Raw genomic sequence first — 16,584 nt, 5'->3', positions numbered from 1 at the left:
TTACCTTTCATTGGTGGACTCCGTCGGAGAAAGGGGGGCTGGGACGGCGCTGTCGAGCTCGCGTGACCAGTCAATGGCATTGATGAAGACGCCGAGCGGATTCTTGCGCAGCTGATCCGTATTGCTTGGCGAGCGGATCACGATCGTGAGGATCGCAGTCCAGCGCATCGTGCTGGCAAGGCTTCCGCGCTCAAACACCTGCTCGGTCCATTTGACCTGGAATGAACTTTCGGAGGCTCTGACCACGCTGGTGACCTGTACCGAAACACTGCGCGTTCCGATCTGACCGAAGGGGTCGTTCGCCTTGGCGTATTCGTTGAGGAAGAGCGCTGCGCGATCGCTAGCAAAGTCGTACGCTGCCAACCAGTTCTGCCGAACCAAAACCGGATCGGTGGAAACGGAACGGACATTCTGGATGAAGCGGCCGAGATGCCAGGCGATCTGAGCATCCGAGGGCTCATAATTCCGGACCGCCGGCGCGACGGCGCGCGTCTCGCCGAAGCCATCGACCTCGACGACATAAGGCACGACACGGCTTTGCATCGACTGCCATACGAGTCCGCCGGAAAGCCCGGTCGCCAAGGCCAGGCAGCCAAGGGCCATGATCCGCCAGTTCCTGGCCTGCAGTCGAGATGAGCCGATGCGCTCGTCCCACAGTTGGGCGGCTTTTTGATACGGCGTGACCGGTTCGGGTGTTTTGCCGTAACGGTGCACGGGTCGCTTGAAGAGCATCTAGTCATCCTTGTCGTTGAGAGAGGGGTTGGCGCTGCCTCCCGGCCGGTCTCCGTCTCGGACAGCTTGCATGGCAGCGTGGCGATTTGCCCGGGCGGTCTGTTCAGAACGTAGGCGCCTTGCCCACGTCGGCGCCGAAACAGTGGCCGAACCGGCAGAGCGTTCGGTCATTGACGCTGTCGGCGCGCCGCCGGTCGCGGTCCACGCGGCATCGCGCCCGGCATCGGCGTTGCGCCCAACACTTGCAGTGGCGGATCGCGCTATGCGTATAGCGGCGCCGCCAGCTGCACTGGTTACACCATGCATTCCAGCAGCCACACCGGAGAGGCCAGCGTCGGGCGAGGTTGCGCGCCCGATCTGCCATGACGTGGAAGCAGCCGATCCCATTGTTGTGCCGGCTCGGATGGCGGCGAGACCGCCGCTGGTTGCCATACGCGCGCCAGCAAATGCTGTGCCTCCAGCAACGAGTGATACACCCGCTGCCGCCGCGGTCGTGCCGAGGGCGGCGCCCGCCCCAAGCTGCGGTGCGCCTGAGACAAGACCCGACGCGATCCCCGGCCCAAAAATGCCAAGGCCAAGCAGTGCCAGTGCGCCCAGTACCTGGGACATGGCACCGGCAAGATCCGGCTCCTTGCCTTGCAATGCGGAAGCGAACTCCCCGAAGAGCGTGGAGCCGATACCGACAATGACGGCGAGCACCATCACCTTGATGCCTGACGAGATAACATGGCCGAGCACGCGTTCGGCCAGGAACGCTGAACGGTTCCAAAGTGCGAATGGAACCAAAACAAAACCTGCCAGCGTGGTGAGCTTGAACTCTAGGATGGTGATGAAAAGCTGGATGGAAAGGATGAAGAAGGCGATGATAACCAGGAACCAGGCCATCAGCAGCACGAAGATGGTCAGTGCGTTGCCGAAGATTTCCGGGAAGCCCAGGAGCTGACTGGCTTGGTCAAGCATTGGCCAAGCACCTTCGAAACCGGTCGCGGCAATGCGGCCCGGGCGCAAGAGATTGTCTGCCGACAGATTGCCGGCCGACGCCTTAATCCCGAGACCGGCAAAAGAACGATAAACGATATCGGCGAGGTTCTTGAAATTGTTCAGAATGAAGGCGAAGACGCCAACATAGAGCACCTTGCGGACAAGCCGGCCGAGAACGCTGGTTTCGTCGCCGAGCGCCCACGCCAGGCCGGCAAGTGTGATGTCAATGCCGATCAGAATGGTAGTGAGGAAGGCGAGGTCGCCCGATAGCAGACCGAACCCGCTGTCGATGTAGCGGATGAAGGTCTCCATGAAGCGATCGATGACGCCAAGGTCGTTCATGCCGCTGCCTTTCTCGTCGTGATGAACTCGTGATTAATTGCCGGGATAAGCCGAGCCGGTACCCAAGAACCGCTTCGTCATCTCGCGGGCGGCTTCGTCTGACTGGGCCTTGCGGGCGGCATCCTCGGCCTCAGCTCGAAACTGCGTTGCGAGCAGCGTCTGGATCTGCATCTGCTGTTTTGTCGAAAGCGCCATCAGCTGGTTGGTGGCCTGGCTTGCCTGAAGCGCACCGGCCGCCCCTTGGCTGCGGTTGACGAGATCGGCGAGCAGATCGCCGTCGGCGCGGACGTTCTCGACGATTTGCGACTGGACACCCATGGTCTGGCGGAACGCCTGCATGGCGGTTTGCCAACGCTCCCGCGCAGCACTCGCCACATCGCTGACTTTGATCGTGGCGTCGTAGCTTTCCGGATATTGGCTGCGCCACTGGTCTTGAAGCTTGCCCAGATCAAAGCTGAGGCCACTCGCCTGGTCCATCAAGCCGTCGATGCGATGGAGCGAACCGGTGAGTTGGCCAACGGAAGAGAAATCCAGACGCTGAAGATTGCGCGCCATGTTCTGCAGCATGGTCGCCTGATTCTGCAGCGACTGGATTTGGTTGTTGATCTGCTCCAATGCGCGCGCGGCCGTCAGCACGTTCTGCGCATAATTGGACGGATCGAACACGATAAGGGCGTACGCGGGCTGCACATAGTCGGCCATAGGCTTGGCGATCAGGGAAACGGTGATCAGGCCGGAGAGAAGGCGTCGCCGCATCATGAGAATTGCTCCTTGTCTGGTTGAGGGAATTGCTTGAGAAGTTCGCCGGCCCAATCGAGGCCGCGCGCGATCAGGAACTGCGAGGCAAAGCTGCCTTGCCCGTCTTCGGACATGATCCTGTCGATCAGAGTCTGCGTGGCCGGATCGGAAGCACCGCAAAGCGCAAGAGCGATGGGGCCAAGCTCGAGCTCGAACAGACGGTTGCCGCGGCGCGATTGCAGATAATACTGACGCTTCGGCGTGGCGCGGGCGATCAATTCGATCTGCCGCTCGCTTAAACCGAAGCGCTCGTAGGCTGTGCGCGCCTGGGGTTCCACGGCACGATCATTGGGAAGGAAAATGCGCTGCGGGCAGCTTTCGATGATTGCCGGCGCTATGCCAGAGCCCGCGATATCAGCCAGCGACTGCGTAGCGAAGACAACCGACACGTTCTTCTTTCGCAGCACCTTCAGCCATTCGCGGATGCGGGCGGCGAACAGCGGATTGTCGAGATAGACCCACGCCTCGTCGAGCATGATCAGCGTGGGCCGTCCGTCGAACCGTTCCTCAAGTCGCTGGAACAGATAGGTAAGCACCGGCAGCAAAGCGCCTTGGCTGTGCATTAACTCCTCGGTCTCGAAACACTGCACATCCGACAAGGCCAGCCCATCATGATCGGCATCGAGCAGGCGGCCGAAGGGACCGTCGAGCGTGTAGGGCATCAATGCGGTCTTCAGCGCATTGGATTGAAGCAGGACCGAAAGACCGGTCAGTGTGCGTTCCTGCGCCGGCGCGGTGGCAAGGCTGGCCAGCGCTGACCAAATAGCCTCCTTCACCTCCGGCGTGACGGTGACGTTCTCGTGGGCAACAAGGCTGGCGATCCATTCGGCCGCCCAGCTTCGGCTAGCCTGGTCGTTGATGCTGCGCAGTGGCTGAAAGGCAAGGGAACCGTCCGCTCCTAGCGCGTGGTGTTCTCCACCCATGGCAAGTGTTGCAGCACGGGCCGAATTGCCTTTGTCGAAGACATAAACCTGGGCGCCGGCATAGCGCCTGAACTGCAGAGCAATCAGAGCAAGCAGAACCGACTTGCCGGCGCCGGTCGGACCAACAACCAGCATGTGGCCGACATCTTCGACGTGGGTGGAAAGCCGAAACGGTGTCGACCCACTGGTCTCGGCAACGAAAAGCGGTGGCGCTTCGGTTTGGGTGACTTTCGCGAGATGCTCGTTTGTCGCAGGACCGGCCCAAACCGACGACAGCGGCATGAGATGGGCAAGGTTCAATGTATGAACGAGCGGTTGGCGAACGTTAGCGTAGACATGGCCAGGCAATGAGCCGAGCCAAGCCTCGACCGCATTGACGCCTTCTCGGATCGTGGTGAAGCCGAGCCCATTGATGATGCGCTCGACCGCGCGAAGCTTCTCTGCAGCGGCTTGGCGATCCTCGCCCCACACCGTCACGGTGGTGGTGAGATAGCCGAAACTCACATGATCACCGCCCAATGCCTGAAGGGCTTCGTCGGCATCGAGCGCCTTGTTGTCGGCATCGTTATCGACAAGCGGGACCGGCTCGTTGGTAATGACCTCGCGTAGGATTGCCACGATCGATTTGCGCTTGGCAAACCACTGCCGGCGCAATCGCGTCAGCGTCTTCGTGGCTTCCGTTTTCTCGAGCGGAATGAAGCGCGTCATCCAGCGATAGGCGAAATCCTGATGATTGAGGGTATCGAGGATTCCGGGCCGGGTGAGGTTCGGAAAGCCGAGGATGGTCAGTGTGCGAAGATGCTGCTCACCCAGCATCGGCTCCAGGCCACCGGTAAGCGGCGCATCGACCAGGATTGCATCCAGATATATCGGCGTTTCCGGGGCCATGATAGGATGGCGACGAGGCGAAATCGTGCCGTGGAGGTAGGTCAACGTCTGAGCATCATCGAGGACGCGTACTTCGGACATGAAACCCGAGAAGAGATCGAGCACGCGGTTGGTCTCGTCACGGAACCTCGCCAGATCCTGGCGCCAGTCTCTTTCTCCTCGGGAATAATGAGAGTCGACGAGCGCGCTTTCTGCGCGCGCCTGGGCGTCCGGCGGTGGCATAAACACCAAGGTCAGATGATAGCGGCTCTCGTAGTGCGCTACCTTCCCCTCGAAAGCAGCGCGGCGTTCTTCGTCGACCAGCCACGACGCGGCGTCAGGAAAATGCGAGTTCGGATAGCCCAGCGCTTCTGTGCGCTCGGCCTCAAAGAACAATGCCCAGCCAGAGCCAAGGCGTCTGAGAGCATTGTTCGCCCGGGCGCAAATGCCGACGAGTTCAGCCTCCGTCGCACTTTCGAGATCCGGGCCGCGGAACCGCAACGTCCGCTGAAAGCTGCCGTCCTTGTTGAGCACGATGCCGGGCGCCACCAAGGCAGCCCAGGGTAGATGGTCGGCAAGCCGGTCGGCTTTGCTTCGATATTCCGAAAGGTTCAGCATGCAAGCCACCCCTTCAGACGTAGGTGGCGCACAAGCACGCTGGCGAAGTCCGGATCGCGTCTTGCGGCAAACACCGCTAACGAGTGGCCTGCGATCCAAAGCACCAGACCAGCAATCCATTGCTGCAAGCCGAAGCCAATGGCCGCGGCCACTGTACCGTTGAGGATCGCCACCGCGCGCGGAGCCCCGCCGAGCAGGATCGGCTCGGTCAGCGCCCGGTGGACCGGTACTGCGAAGCCCTCGATATGCTGCTCCCCGGCGGCCATCAGACGAGCGCCCCACCACCGAAGGAGAAGAAGGAGAGGAAGAAGCTCGATGCCGCGAAGGCGATTGACAGACCGAAGACGATCTGAATCAGGCGCCGAAAACCACCGGCGGTGTCGCCGAAGGCAAGCGTCAGGCCGGTGGTGATAATGATGATCACCGCAACGATCTTGGCGACCGGTCCCTGCACGGACTCCAGGATCTGCTGCAGCGGCTGCTCCCACGGCATGCCGGAGCCGGCGGCATAAACCGGGGCCGTGTTAAGAAACGCGAGCGCTGTGGACGAAAGAAAGCGAAGCTTCTTGCGCATGAGGAAGGCCTTTCAAAGCTGCTGGAGTTGCGAAAGCGTGAGCGGGGCAACGGCGTAATCGCCGCTGCCGTCGAGACCGGTGACCTCGGCGATTGCGTCGATGTGGCGCGACGAGCCGCGTCCCGCTATGAAGACGATCAGATCTATCGCCTCAGCGATGAGCCGGCGGGGAACGGTGACCACCGCTTCCTGGGCGAGTTGCTCAATGCGATAGAGAGCCGAGCGCGCGGAATTGGCGTGTACGGTAGCGATGCCGCCTGGGTGCCCGGTGTTCCATGCCTTCAGCATGTCGAGCGCTTCCGCGCCCCTCACCTCGCCCACGATGATGCGGTCCGGCCTGAGCCTCAGCGTCGAGCGCACGAGATCGGCAAGGGTGACCGAGCCCCGCCTTGTTCTCAGGGCAACGCAGTCCCTGGCCGCGCACTGCAGTTCGCGTGTGTCCTCGATCAGGATCACCCGATCGTCGCATTCGGCGACTTCAGCCAGCAGAGCGTTGGCGAGTGTTGTCTTCCCCGAGGAAGTGCCGCCGGCGATCAGCATGTTGCGCCGCTCGCGGACGGCCTTTTTCAGCGCATCGGCCTGCAGCGGCAGCATGATGCGTTCGGCAACATAGTCGGCCAGGGTGTAGACTTTCGCGGCGGGCTTGCGGATGGCAAAACATGGCGCCAACACCACAGGTGGCAGCAGGCCTTCGAAGCGTTCGCCAGACGGCAATTCGGCACTGACGATCGGGTTGTCGGCGTGCGCCTCGGCGCGCACGTGCGAAGCAACCAGGCGGATGATACGTTCTGCCTCGGACGGGTGCATGTGAACGTCGGTATCGACCCGACCTTCGCCTAACCGGTCGAGTCGCAGCGCGCCGTCGGGATTGACCATCACCTCGATGACGGACGGATCGGCCAGGGCTTCGGTGATTGCCGGACCCATGGCGGTGCGCAGCATGACACGCCGCCGGTGGTCGGCCTCGGGATGAGAGCTCATCCTTCCCCTCCCCCACCATTGTCTTTGCTAAGCGACTTTTTGCCGGAAGCGATCTGGCGGCCGACCTTCTCAACGAATTTCTCGAAACGCTCTTGGGCAATAGCCTGCGTTGCCCGATCCGGGACCGGCGTGTGGGCGTGAAGGGTGATCGAAAAGCGGATGAAGAGCGCCAGGCTCTCCAGGATCACCTCGGAATCGCGCCTGACGTGGGCAAGATCGCGGGAGAGCCGGTCAAGCCTTACGCCGTAGCGCCGATCGAACTCGCTCTCGCCACGCCGCTCGATGAACGCCTCGATCGCCTTCGCCACGATCGCTGATTTGGTCGTTGACGGATCGCGACTGAGGTTGTCCAGTTTCTCGCTGAGCTCCGGCTCAAGCAGAAACTGATGGCGAATGCGGTGCGGCTTCATGCGGCTCGTTCCGACGGCCCGGCGTTGCGCCGGCGACGGGAGAAGCATCGGCCAGACGCTCAAAATTGCTTATGGCCGTTATCTACGCTGAGGTGCGCTCTGCAACTCAGCGGACTTCAGAAGCCGGGAATGACATCGTCGCCCCTGCCCTCGTTGATACCGTAGGCGCGGGCCGCAGTGGAAATCCGATCCATGACACGCTTGTCCGCGAGCGCTTCGCTGTCATCGTCTGCGGGCTTGTACAGATCGGCCTGATCGGGCTCTTGAGAGACAACAACGTCTTCTTCGGGCAGGCTTGGATGGCGTTGCTGCTGAACGCCTCCCTCGTCTTCAACTGGCGCGTCGGCGCTTTCCTCGTCCGCAGCAAGTCGGCTATCGACGCTGCACACTTGTCCAGTCCAGCCGTCCGGGCGTGATGCAGGGCAGTCCGCATAGGGTCCGTCGTGCAGCACCGGCGCAGGCAGCACCCGATCTGTGAAATTCTGATCCTGATAATAGCGCAGCTTCTTGGCGCGGATCGGCGGCAACCCAGAAACCAGGACCAATTCGTCTGACGGCGGCAATTGCATCACCTCGCCTGGCGTCAGGAGCGGGCGCGCGGTTTCCTGGCGGCTCACCATGACATGTGAAAGCCAGGGCGCAAGCCGATGGCCCGCATAGTTGCGCATCGACCTAAGTTCGGTTGCGGTGCCGAGGGCATCCGAGATGCGCTTGGCCGTGCGTTCGTCATTGGAGGAAAAGGCAATTCGCACGTGGCAATTGTCGAGAATAGCATTGTTCTCGCCATAGGCCTTTGAAACCTGGTTCAAAGATTGTGCGATCAGATAGGAGCGAATGCCATAACCTGCCATGAAGGCGAGCGCCGTTTCGAAGAAGTCGAGGCGACCGAGCGCCGGAAACTCGTCCAGCATCATGAGCAGCTGATGCTTACGGCTCTTCTTCGGGTCCCCCTCCAGACGCTCCGTCAACCGCCTGCCGATCTGGTTCAAGATCAGTCGCACCAAAGGCTTGGTGCGCGAGATATCCGAAGGCGGCACGACCAGATAGAGCGACAGCGGTCGCTCTCCATCCACTAGGTCAGCGATGCGCCAGTCGCAGGACGAAGTGGCCGCCGCGACCGTTGGATCACGATAAAGCCCAAGAAAGGACATGGCGGTCGAGAGGACGCCTGAGCGCTCGTTTTCCGACTTGTTCAGGAGTTCGCGAGCCGCCGAGGCCACTACGGGATGGACCTGAGGGTTATGCCCCGTCCCGAGATGGTTTGTCGTCATCATCCGCCGTAGCGTTGCGGCAAACGAGCGTTGCGGGTCCGACAGGAAGGTGGCGACGCGGGCTAGCGTCTTGTCCTCTTCAGCGTAGAGCACGTGCAAAATGGCGCCAACTAGGAGTGAATGGCTGGTCTTCTCCCAGTGATTCCGTCGCTCCAGCGCGCCCTCGGGATCGACGAGGATGTCGGCGATGTTTTGAACGTCCCGGATCTCATCTGGGCCTTTGCGCACCTCCAGCAGCGGGTTGTAGCGTGCCGATCTCGGGTCGGTCGGATTGAACAGAAGGCAGTACGAGAATTTCGACCGCCAGCCGGAGGTCAACTGCCAATTTTCGCCTTTTATATCATGAATGATGGCAGACCCGGTCCAGGAAAGTAGCGTTGGAACAACCAGCCCCACGCCCTTGCCCGAACGCGTCGGCGCAAATGCCATGACGTGCTCCGGGCCGTCATGGCGCAGATAGCGATCGTTCAGCCTACCGAGGAAAACGCCCGCCGGCCGTAACAACCCTGCCGTCTCGACCTCATGAGTCGTGGCCCACCGTGAAGACCCATAGGTCGTAACCGACCCGCGCTGTCGCGCGCGCAAAAGCGAGCCTGCGATTGCGGCGGCACAGCCCAGGAATCCGCTGGCGCCTGCAAGCGTACCGGCTTTGTCGAAGACCTCCGGCGCATAAGCATCGAAGTGGAACCACCATTCAAACAGCTTCCACGGCTTGTAGATTGGCCAGCCGGCGAAGAGAAACCATGGTGCGCCGAGAGGCGTCTGGTAGGTCAGCATTTGAGCGCACCATTGGGTTGCCGTCCATACGCCGATAATGACAATTGCGCACACAACGGCGATCTGCCCGATCAGTAGCTTCGTAGGTGTCATCGGCTTGGCCCGCTGAACAACGCGACCTAGCATCGCGCGGTGCAGCCGGGACAGGAATGTTCCTCACATACGATTTGGGAGCAATGAACGACTTCCTACTATGCAGGTCGGTCAGCACGCGTGTTGCGCCTTCACGCGACACCATCCTCTCCATTCACCCTGAGGCCCGGCGCCGCCGACAGTTGCGTGACCGCTCCTCCGCAAAGTTATCTTCTGCGTTCAGGGAGCCAGGGCGCCTGGGCTGGCTGATGAACACCGTCCGCTCGCGCATGTGGGGTCGAATTGATTTGTGCCCAAGTGGAGGCAGGCTCATCATTCAACAGTTGCCGCAGTTCCCCTGGCTCGAACGCCATCATTGGTGGGGAGGCAGGCTCGTCTTCCAACAGTTGCCGCAGTTCCCCTGGCTCGAACGCCATCATCGGTGGGGAAGCGGGTTCATCCTCCAACAGCTGCCGCAGTTCCCCTGGCTCGAACGCCATCATCGGTGGGGAAGCGGGTTCATCCTCCAACAGCTGCCGCAGTTCCCCTGGCTCGAACGCCATCATTGGTGGGGAGGCAGGCTCGTCCTCCAACAGTTGCCGCAGTTCCCCTGACTCGAACGCCATCATTGGTGGGGAGGCAGGCTCGTCTTCCAACAGTTGCCGCAGTTCCCCTGACTCGAACGCCATCATTGGTGGGGAGTCAGGCTCGTCTTCCAACAGTTGCCGCAGTTCCCCTGGCTCGAATGCCATCATCGGTGGGGAGGCGGGTTCATCCTCCAGCAGCTGCCGCGGCTCTTCCTCGTGCGGCAAGCGCCTCCTTAGCCGGTCTTGCAGCGCCTGCCGATCGGCAACGAGGTTGTCGAGGGGCAGCGGCTCGTGGTCTGGCCGCTGCCCTTTCACCAATCGTTCAACCAGCGCCCACGTGCCCTCCAGGACAAATACGCCGCAATCATAATGGTTCGTCTGTCTGGCCATGGGGGCTGGCGCCAAGGTAGCATTCAGCAGTCCTGCGAGCTGTTTTGCAGGCACGTCGTTATATCCCTCTCGCTGGAGGGAGTCGTAGTGATAGGCGAACCGCCTTTCGGGGTCGCGGCGATCAACGAGCAGCAGCGACCAATGGGTGCCGGGGCTAGTAGCCGTGCCATTATTCACTGGCAAGAACAGGAAGTCGGCTGTGGCGTTGTTTTGATTATAGATGGACTGCAATATGCCTCGAGCGTCTTGCGGCGACGTGTGTCGCAGTAGATGGGATACGGAAGGATCCACCAGCCGAGTCCGGGCAGCGAGCGCCGGATTGATCCCCTGCAGTTGCCGCTCCAGCAAATTGTAATCTCTCTGGACATGGGCGTCGCTCAGCCATTCGGCGGCGCCGAGCACCCGCCCCGTTGCAACGTTGGACGGGGCTGTCGGATCGAGCGCCCCGATCTGAGCCCCAGAGGAACTGGTCGTCAGTGTGGTCACATCAACCAGTGGAAGGCCGCGGTAGGTGCCTGGCAGCTTAGCGGTTGCTGGCGAGGCGGGTTGGGGAGCTCTTGCCGGTGCCGCTGGCCCAGCTTCAGCAGCGGCCCCAACGCGCCTGGTGACTGCGTCTGCCGGATGAGCAGCAAGGACAGTTTCGCGCCCGAGCACAATGCGCGGCAGGATATCCCGGAGGTGAGCCAATGCAGAACCGATACTTAGTCTATTACCATAGGAGACAGCCTTGAAGCTCTCAACATCTTTATCCAGCGATTTGTCGTGAATCCGAGCGGCAATCCCAGGCTTGTTATTTTGACGCAGATACTGGCTAAAATGTCTAAGAAAATTTGTATAGCCGCCCACGGTATCTGGATTCCGTCCGGTCGCAGGCGCTGCCAGGTACTCCTTGGTCGAAGCGGCTCTGTAATCTCTAATGAGCTCGGCATCGTCAGGATAGGGGATCACGAGAGGGCGACCCATAATCGGGGCTCCGCTTGTCGACTTCTTGAGGTAACGCAGTGCGCCAGCCACGGTGGAGGAACCACCCGTACTCTCGTACTCCTTGAGATCCTGATCCAGCGACGAATGGTAAAGCCGAGCAGCAAACCCTGGCTTGTTGTTTTGAAGGAGCCACCGACTAAAGCCGAAAAGAGAATTTACATTGAAAGTGACCGTGTTCGCGCTGGCCTTACCCGCGTGGAATGCTGCCCTCAGCCCTTCGATAGCGGTCGCATCGTTGGAATAGACAGGACGCTTGTCGGAACCGTTGGGGACTACAATTGGACGATCCGGCTGCACTGTCGAGGACATCGAACCACCACCTCCGGGATGCGGTGCTGGGGTGGATTCGTGTTCATCCCTCTGCCTGACGAGCTGCGCCTCAGATTCCGGTGTAGCCACCTTATGAGGATCCTGCATCGGTTCGATCCCCTCCATCTCCTGCTGCAACCAAGCCAAAGCTTGGCGAGCGGCGGCTTCATCAACCGCGGAGGATGTCTCCACACCTCTGGCGGACGCCGGCAGAGCCTGCTCCGCCCGCCGTCGAAAGAGCTCTGGCGAGGCGGATTTCTCCGCCCACAATCTGGGCTGCGTAGCGAGTCCCCGTCCAGATTTATGTGGCACCGCCTCGCTTGGCAGCGGGCTGCTCCTGTCCCGTGCAGCTACCAGCCCCTCCGGGGCGCCCTGGTCGCCGTGGCGCCAGTTCAAGTGAGGGACGGCCTCTCCAAAGTCGGGTGCTTGGTGTTGGTGCGCGGTTGGGGCGAGAGACAATGGTAGATCGGTGCCCTCCTTATAACCTACCGGCAGGAGCTCCTCTGGCCAATCGAATCCCTGCTGTGGTGCGGTATGCTGAGCAGCGTCGCCACGGGGACGAGCCTCCATGCTGACCGCGTTTTCCAGATGACTCCCGAGTATAACGCGCGGCGGGTGCTTGCGGATATAAACCAGTGCAGATTCGATCGGAGCTCCACGAGTAGAGGAGGCGGCCTTGTAGCTCTCAACATCTTTATCCAGCGATTCATCGTAAATCCGGCCCGCAATCCCGAGCTTGTCATTTTGACGTAGGTAATGACTGAAATGGTTAAGAGCAGTTGCGTAGCCGCTCGCGGATCTGAAATGTCTAGTGAGCGCGGCGTCGTCAGGATGGGGGTTCAGGACAGCGCGACCCACAATCGGGGCGGCTCCGCCTATCGGCTTCATCAGTTGACGCAGTGCGCCAGCCACTGTGGAGGAACCACCCCTACTCTCGTACTCCTCGAGATCCTGGCTCAGCGACGGATGGTAAAGCCGAGCAGCAAACCCTGGCTTTTTGTTTTGAAAGAGCCAACGACTAAAGCCGAAAAGAGAATTTGCGCTGCGAGTGACCGTGTCCGGCCTGGCTTTACCCGCAAGGAGTGCAGACTTCAGCCCTTCGATGGCGGTGGCATCGTTGGAATAAACAGGACGCTTGTCGGCACCGTCGGGGGCCACAATTGGACGATCCGGCTGCACTGTCGAGGGCATCGACCCATCGAGATGCGGCGCTGGGGTGTATTCGTGCTCATCCCCCTGCATCGCGAGCTGCGCCTCCCGTTCCGATGTACCCACCTGATGGGCAGGGAGTTGCATCATCGCGCGAGCGCCTGAGTCACCAACCTGACCTGGTTGCCGCTCAGTGACAGCATGCTGCAGATTGCTTTGGATCCTCTGCCTCTTCGTTGGTCTCAACTCACCTTTGCCATGCGAGCCATTGACGAGGACATCCTCGCCTGGTGCACTCATCAACTCATCCGCCGCCTGCAATTCGCCCAAGTGCTGCTCAAAACCGGCTTGGCCGGCTTGTCCGCTTGCTCGTGCGGTACGGCGTGCTGCACCTGCAGCCAAGCTGCTACGATGAATGTCCAGTTTGTACGGGTGCACGCTAGCCTCACTTCCACAGATCACATGAGCAACCTACTCAGGCAAGCTTTCGAAAGGCTGACGAGGTCCGCCGCCGCGGAAGGCGAAGGCTGGTTTTCTGCTCAGCGGTTGACGGCCTAGCGTGTTGCGGCCGCGCCGGGTATCACGCCAATCAATCTGAATAGTCGATGCGTCAAACGAACCAGGATAGGATTTTCGTAGCGGGGCTGCTCTACTCACTCTTGTCCTGAGGTAGAATTCAACCATATCGCCGAGCAACTGGATGCCGATTGGATACCCGATCCGGAAAGCTTCAGCTCATATGTGACGCGAGGATGAGAATCGTGGCAGCTCCAGACCGACGGGCTGCCACCCACAGCGGCGATGACCGACGAGGGTCTTCTATTGCCAAGGTAATCGTCCGTTCGGGGACCTATGTGTTCCTATGCTCGTCGAGCGGATCGGGTGGGCCGCACCGCCGTAGCGTTACGGCGAGCGGAAGCGGCGTTGGGTGCGGCTTTTCCCCTGAACGCTTCACACCAGGCTGATAGGGGATCTTGCAATCGCACACACGCGGTCTGCAGGCGTGCCTATCAAGCAGTTTGCTCAGACCAACGTCGCGGCGAGCCTATCCTCAATACGCAGCGCAAGTCCTAGACTCCACGATCGTCCTTCGGTGCAGATTTGCTCGCGCCTCGCCCTGATTACAGCCGATAAGGCGAGCTAACAATTGCAAGAGCCACAAGCTACTCCAGCTCGATCGGTTTGCTGTTCCAGTCGGGCGGGGTCTGACCGAGAATGTTGCGAACGAAGAAGTCTAGGAGTTTGCGCTCGGTGTAGGTGCCTAGAGTATGGTGATTGGCACCAGGAACGTAGACAATGTCAAAATCTTTTCCTGCCTTGATGAGTCGATCGGCAAGCTGGAACGAGCAAAACGGATCGACATTATCATCCATTTCGCCGACCGCGATCATCAGCTTGCCCTGCAGCCTGTGAGCATTGTCAACGGCGGAGGATTGCGAATATTCAATGCCGACCGGCCACCCCATCCACAGTTCATTCCACCAGGTCTTGTCTATCCTGTTGTCGAAGCAGCCGTTTTTGGCGACGGCGACCTTGTAGAAATCGGGGTGAAAGAGCAGCGCGCTGACTGCACTCTGGCCGCCGGCGGATGCGCCAAAAATGCCGACGTTGGATATGTCGTACCATGGATATTGCGCGGCCGCCGCCTTGTGCCACAGAATGCGATCGGGAAATCCTGCGTCCTTCAGATTCTTCCAAGCAACATCATGGAAGGCGCGGGAGCGGTTGTTGGTGCCCATGCCGTCGATCTGAGCAACGACGAAGCCCAGCTGCGTGAGCGGCTCTGTCCACCGCGAGAAGGATTTTGGGACGAAGGAGCCGTGGGGTCCAGCATAGATATTCTCCACAACCGGGTATTTCTTCGTCGGGTCGAAGTTGGCTGGCAGGTGGAGCACACCCCAGATGTCAGTTTTGCCGTCGCGCCCCTTGGAATGGAAACTGAGCGGCGGCTGCCAGCCTGCGGCGACGAGCTCGGAAATGTCGGCCGTCTCGATCTGCTGGAGCTTGGCATTGTCGCTGGCGCGGTAGAGTGCCATGCGCGGGGGCAGATCGATGCGTGACCAGAGATCGACATAATAGCGCCTGTCAGGCGAGAACTCGATATGGTGGTTGGCCGGTTCGGGCGTCAGTGCAGTCAGTCCCTTGCCGTCAAAGCCGATGCGGTAAGCATGGACCCAATAGGGGTCCTCCTGCGAGTTCATCCCGCTCGCCTCGAACCAGATCTGACGCTTCACCGGATCGACATGGTTGACCCTCCGGACGACCCACTCACCTCGGGTGATCTGGTTTTCGAGCGCGCCTGTCCGGCCGTTGAAAAGATACAAATGCTCATACCCGTCGCGCTCTGATGCCCAGATGATCTCCTTCCCGTCATCGACATCGTAACGGAAGATTTTTCCGGCATCCTCCTGGCCATGCCCCAGCGGCAAATAATCCACGAATGTCTCGCTGGTCTCATCGATCAGGGAGCGCCCGCGGCCCGAGGCGGCGTCTACCTCGACCAAGCGATAGAGCTGATGCCCGCGCTGGTTATATTCGAAAGTGAAGCCGCGGCTGTCCGCCCACCACCGGAGAGGGGAAAGTTCGAAGACGTTCGAGAAGAGGGCACCGTCAATCACGATCTGGCGCCGGCCGGCAATGTCGAACAGGACTGGTTGGGGCAGCGGAAGGACATCGCCCGGCCTGGGATAGAATATTGTTGAATATTCCCGCTCCAACTGGTCCGTCGATGAATTGAGGTAGCGGACCTCTCGCCTATAGCCGGGGCGAACAAGGTAAGCGGCGAGGTGGCGCGAGTCCGGCGACCAGCTCAGCGTCGAAAAGACGTAGCAATTGCCTTCGGCTCCGTCCCGGCTCAGAGGAACATCCTGCAATCCGTCCTCGCTGCGCAGGAAAACGTTGCAGTTCTTGATATAGGCGATCCATTTGCCGTCGGGCGACGCGTTGCTCTTGTCGGGGTTGTTCTCCGCTGGCGGCGTGTAGCGGTGGCTGAGCTCCCTACGGTCCCCTTTCCTTGCATCGAATGTGGTGCTGGTACAGTCATAGCTTGCAAGGTCGCAGCTCCACCGGGTGTCTTCAATCTGGAAGTCGAGCCTGCGACCATCCTCACTCAGTTCGAAACGGTCGAACGGAAGATTGCCGGCTTGATAGCTCTCATGGCTCACCTTGTTTAGCGCTGCCGCCAGACGCGCCTGATCGAAAGCGGGCCGCTTGAAACCCGTGGCAGCATCGACCTGCATGAACTGCTGCTCGCCGTGGCTAGTCCGGCGGTAGACGAAGGCTTCACCCCCGGTCAGCCAGAAAGGCATTTTGGGGACATTGACAGTGAGCCCGCCATATCGATCGTTGATCGTAAGTGCGCGCTTGAAATCGGCCGGCGCTAGCGTCGGGTGTAAACTTTTCGAACCCTTGGCCAGCGTCTGAGTTGCCGATCGCCATGCCGCGCGCGTCAAAGCGCCGATCCTGGACATACCTGTTCACTTCTTTCGGTTTTCGGAATGCTAATTTTGAAGTTGGGTTCTCGTCGCCGGTCTGCAGCAGCGCCGAGCGTCGCCTTGGAGGAGAGCCAGCACGCGGGTGCAGCCAGGCACGCGCAACAGGGGCGCTCCTTGGACATCCAGGCACTGGTTCGGGTGCCGATTGAAGAGTTGGCGTCCGTCGCCGAAACAACCAGGAAAGAGCGTCCATGCAGCCCTGACGCGACTATTTCCCCGCGAGTATGGCCGCTTGCTTTTCTGCATCATCTGAAAGGTCCTGCTCTAGTCGGGCCGGATGTCACCCCGGCAGATTGTGCTATTTCGACAATCTCCGAGCGATTGC

The 16,584-nt window shown here is 60.5% G+C and carries 11 protein-coding genes; all 11 read right to left on the bottom strand.

The annotated features are described in order from the left end of the window. A complete protein-coding gene (trbF, locus tag EJ074_RS19455) occupies positions 1-732 on the bottom strand; it encodes a conjugal transfer protein TrbF (protein WP_126063930.1) in 732 nt (243 codons plus the stop codon). Further along, entirely contained in the window at positions 733-2,055 is a 1,323-nt protein-coding gene (trbL, locus tag EJ074_RS19450; protein ID WP_126057783.1) for a P-type conjugative transfer protein TrbL, read from the bottom strand. It abuts the gene before it with no gap. Between the two features lie 33 nt (positions 2,056-2,088). Continuing rightward, a complete protein-coding gene (trbJ, locus tag EJ074_RS19445) occupies positions 2,089-2,814 on the bottom strand; it encodes a P-type conjugative transfer protein TrbJ (protein WP_024502854.1) in 726 nt (241 codons plus the stop codon). Next, positions 2,811-5,261 carry a conjugal transfer protein TrbE gene (gene trbE, locus EJ074_RS19440; RefSeq protein WP_126057782.1) on the bottom strand — a complete coding sequence of 817 codons (2,451 nt, stop codon included), beginning with the start codon at positions 5,259-5,261 and terminating at the stop codon, positions 2,811-2,813. The genes trbJ and trbE overlap by 4 nt, the downstream gene beginning before the upstream one ends. Next, positions 5,255-5,527 (bottom strand): VirB3 family type IV secretion system protein, encoded by a 273-nt coding sequence (locus EJ074_RS19435; protein WP_024502852.1) that lies wholly within the window; start codon positions 5,525-5,527, stop codon positions 5,255-5,257. Before EJ074_RS19435 ends, trbE begins: the two co-directional genes overlap by 7 nt. Beyond that, positions 5,527-5,835: a TrbC/VirB2 family protein gene (locus EJ074_RS19430; protein ID WP_126057781.1), complete on the bottom strand. Its 309-nt coding sequence runs from the start codon at positions 5,833-5,835 to the stop codon at positions 5,527-5,529. The genes EJ074_RS19435 and EJ074_RS19430 overlap by 1 nt, the downstream gene beginning before the upstream one ends. Before the next feature lie 12 nt (positions 5,836-5,847). After that, positions 5,848-6,816, bottom strand: coding sequence for a P-type conjugative transfer ATPase TrbB (gene trbB / locus EJ074_RS19425; RefSeq protein ID WP_024502850.1), 969 nt, complete (start codon positions 6,814-6,816; stop codon positions 5,848-5,850). Then, positions 6,813-7,226: a CopG family transcriptional regulator gene (locus EJ074_RS19420; protein WP_095488561.1), complete on the bottom strand. Its 414-nt coding sequence runs from the start codon at positions 7,224-7,226 to the stop codon at positions 6,813-6,815. The genes trbB and EJ074_RS19420 overlap by 4 nt, the downstream gene beginning before the upstream one ends. Positions 7,227-7,342: 116 nt before the next feature. After that, the gene (locus EJ074_RS19415) at positions 7,343-9,367 is read right to left on the bottom strand and encodes a conjugal transfer protein TraG (protein WP_024502848.1); all 2,025 of its coding nucleotides are present in this window, start codon (positions 9,365-9,367) and stop codon (positions 7,343-7,345) included. A 206-nt stretch (positions 9,368-9,573) separates the two neighbouring features. Beyond that, the gene (locus tag EJ074_RS19410) at positions 9,574-13,095 is read right to left on the bottom strand and encodes a Ulp1 family isopeptidase (RefSeq protein ID WP_245454737.1); all 3,522 of its coding nucleotides are present in this window, start codon (positions 13,093-13,095) and stop codon (positions 9,574-9,576) included. Positions 13,096-13,928: 833 nt separating this feature from the next. After that, a complete protein-coding gene (locus EJ074_RS19405; RefSeq protein ID WP_126080685.1) occupies positions 13,929-16,235 on the bottom strand; it encodes a S9 family peptidase in 2,307 nt (768 codons plus the stop codon). Between the last annotated feature and the right edge of the window lie 349 nt (positions 16,236-16,584).

This window comes from Mesorhizobium sp. M3A.F.Ca.ET.080.04.2.1 (assembly GCF_003952525.1).
Classification (GTDB): domain Bacteria; phylum Pseudomonadota; class Alphaproteobacteria; order Rhizobiales; family Rhizobiaceae; genus Mesorhizobium.
This window is presented reverse-complemented; position numbering and strand designations above follow the sequence as displayed.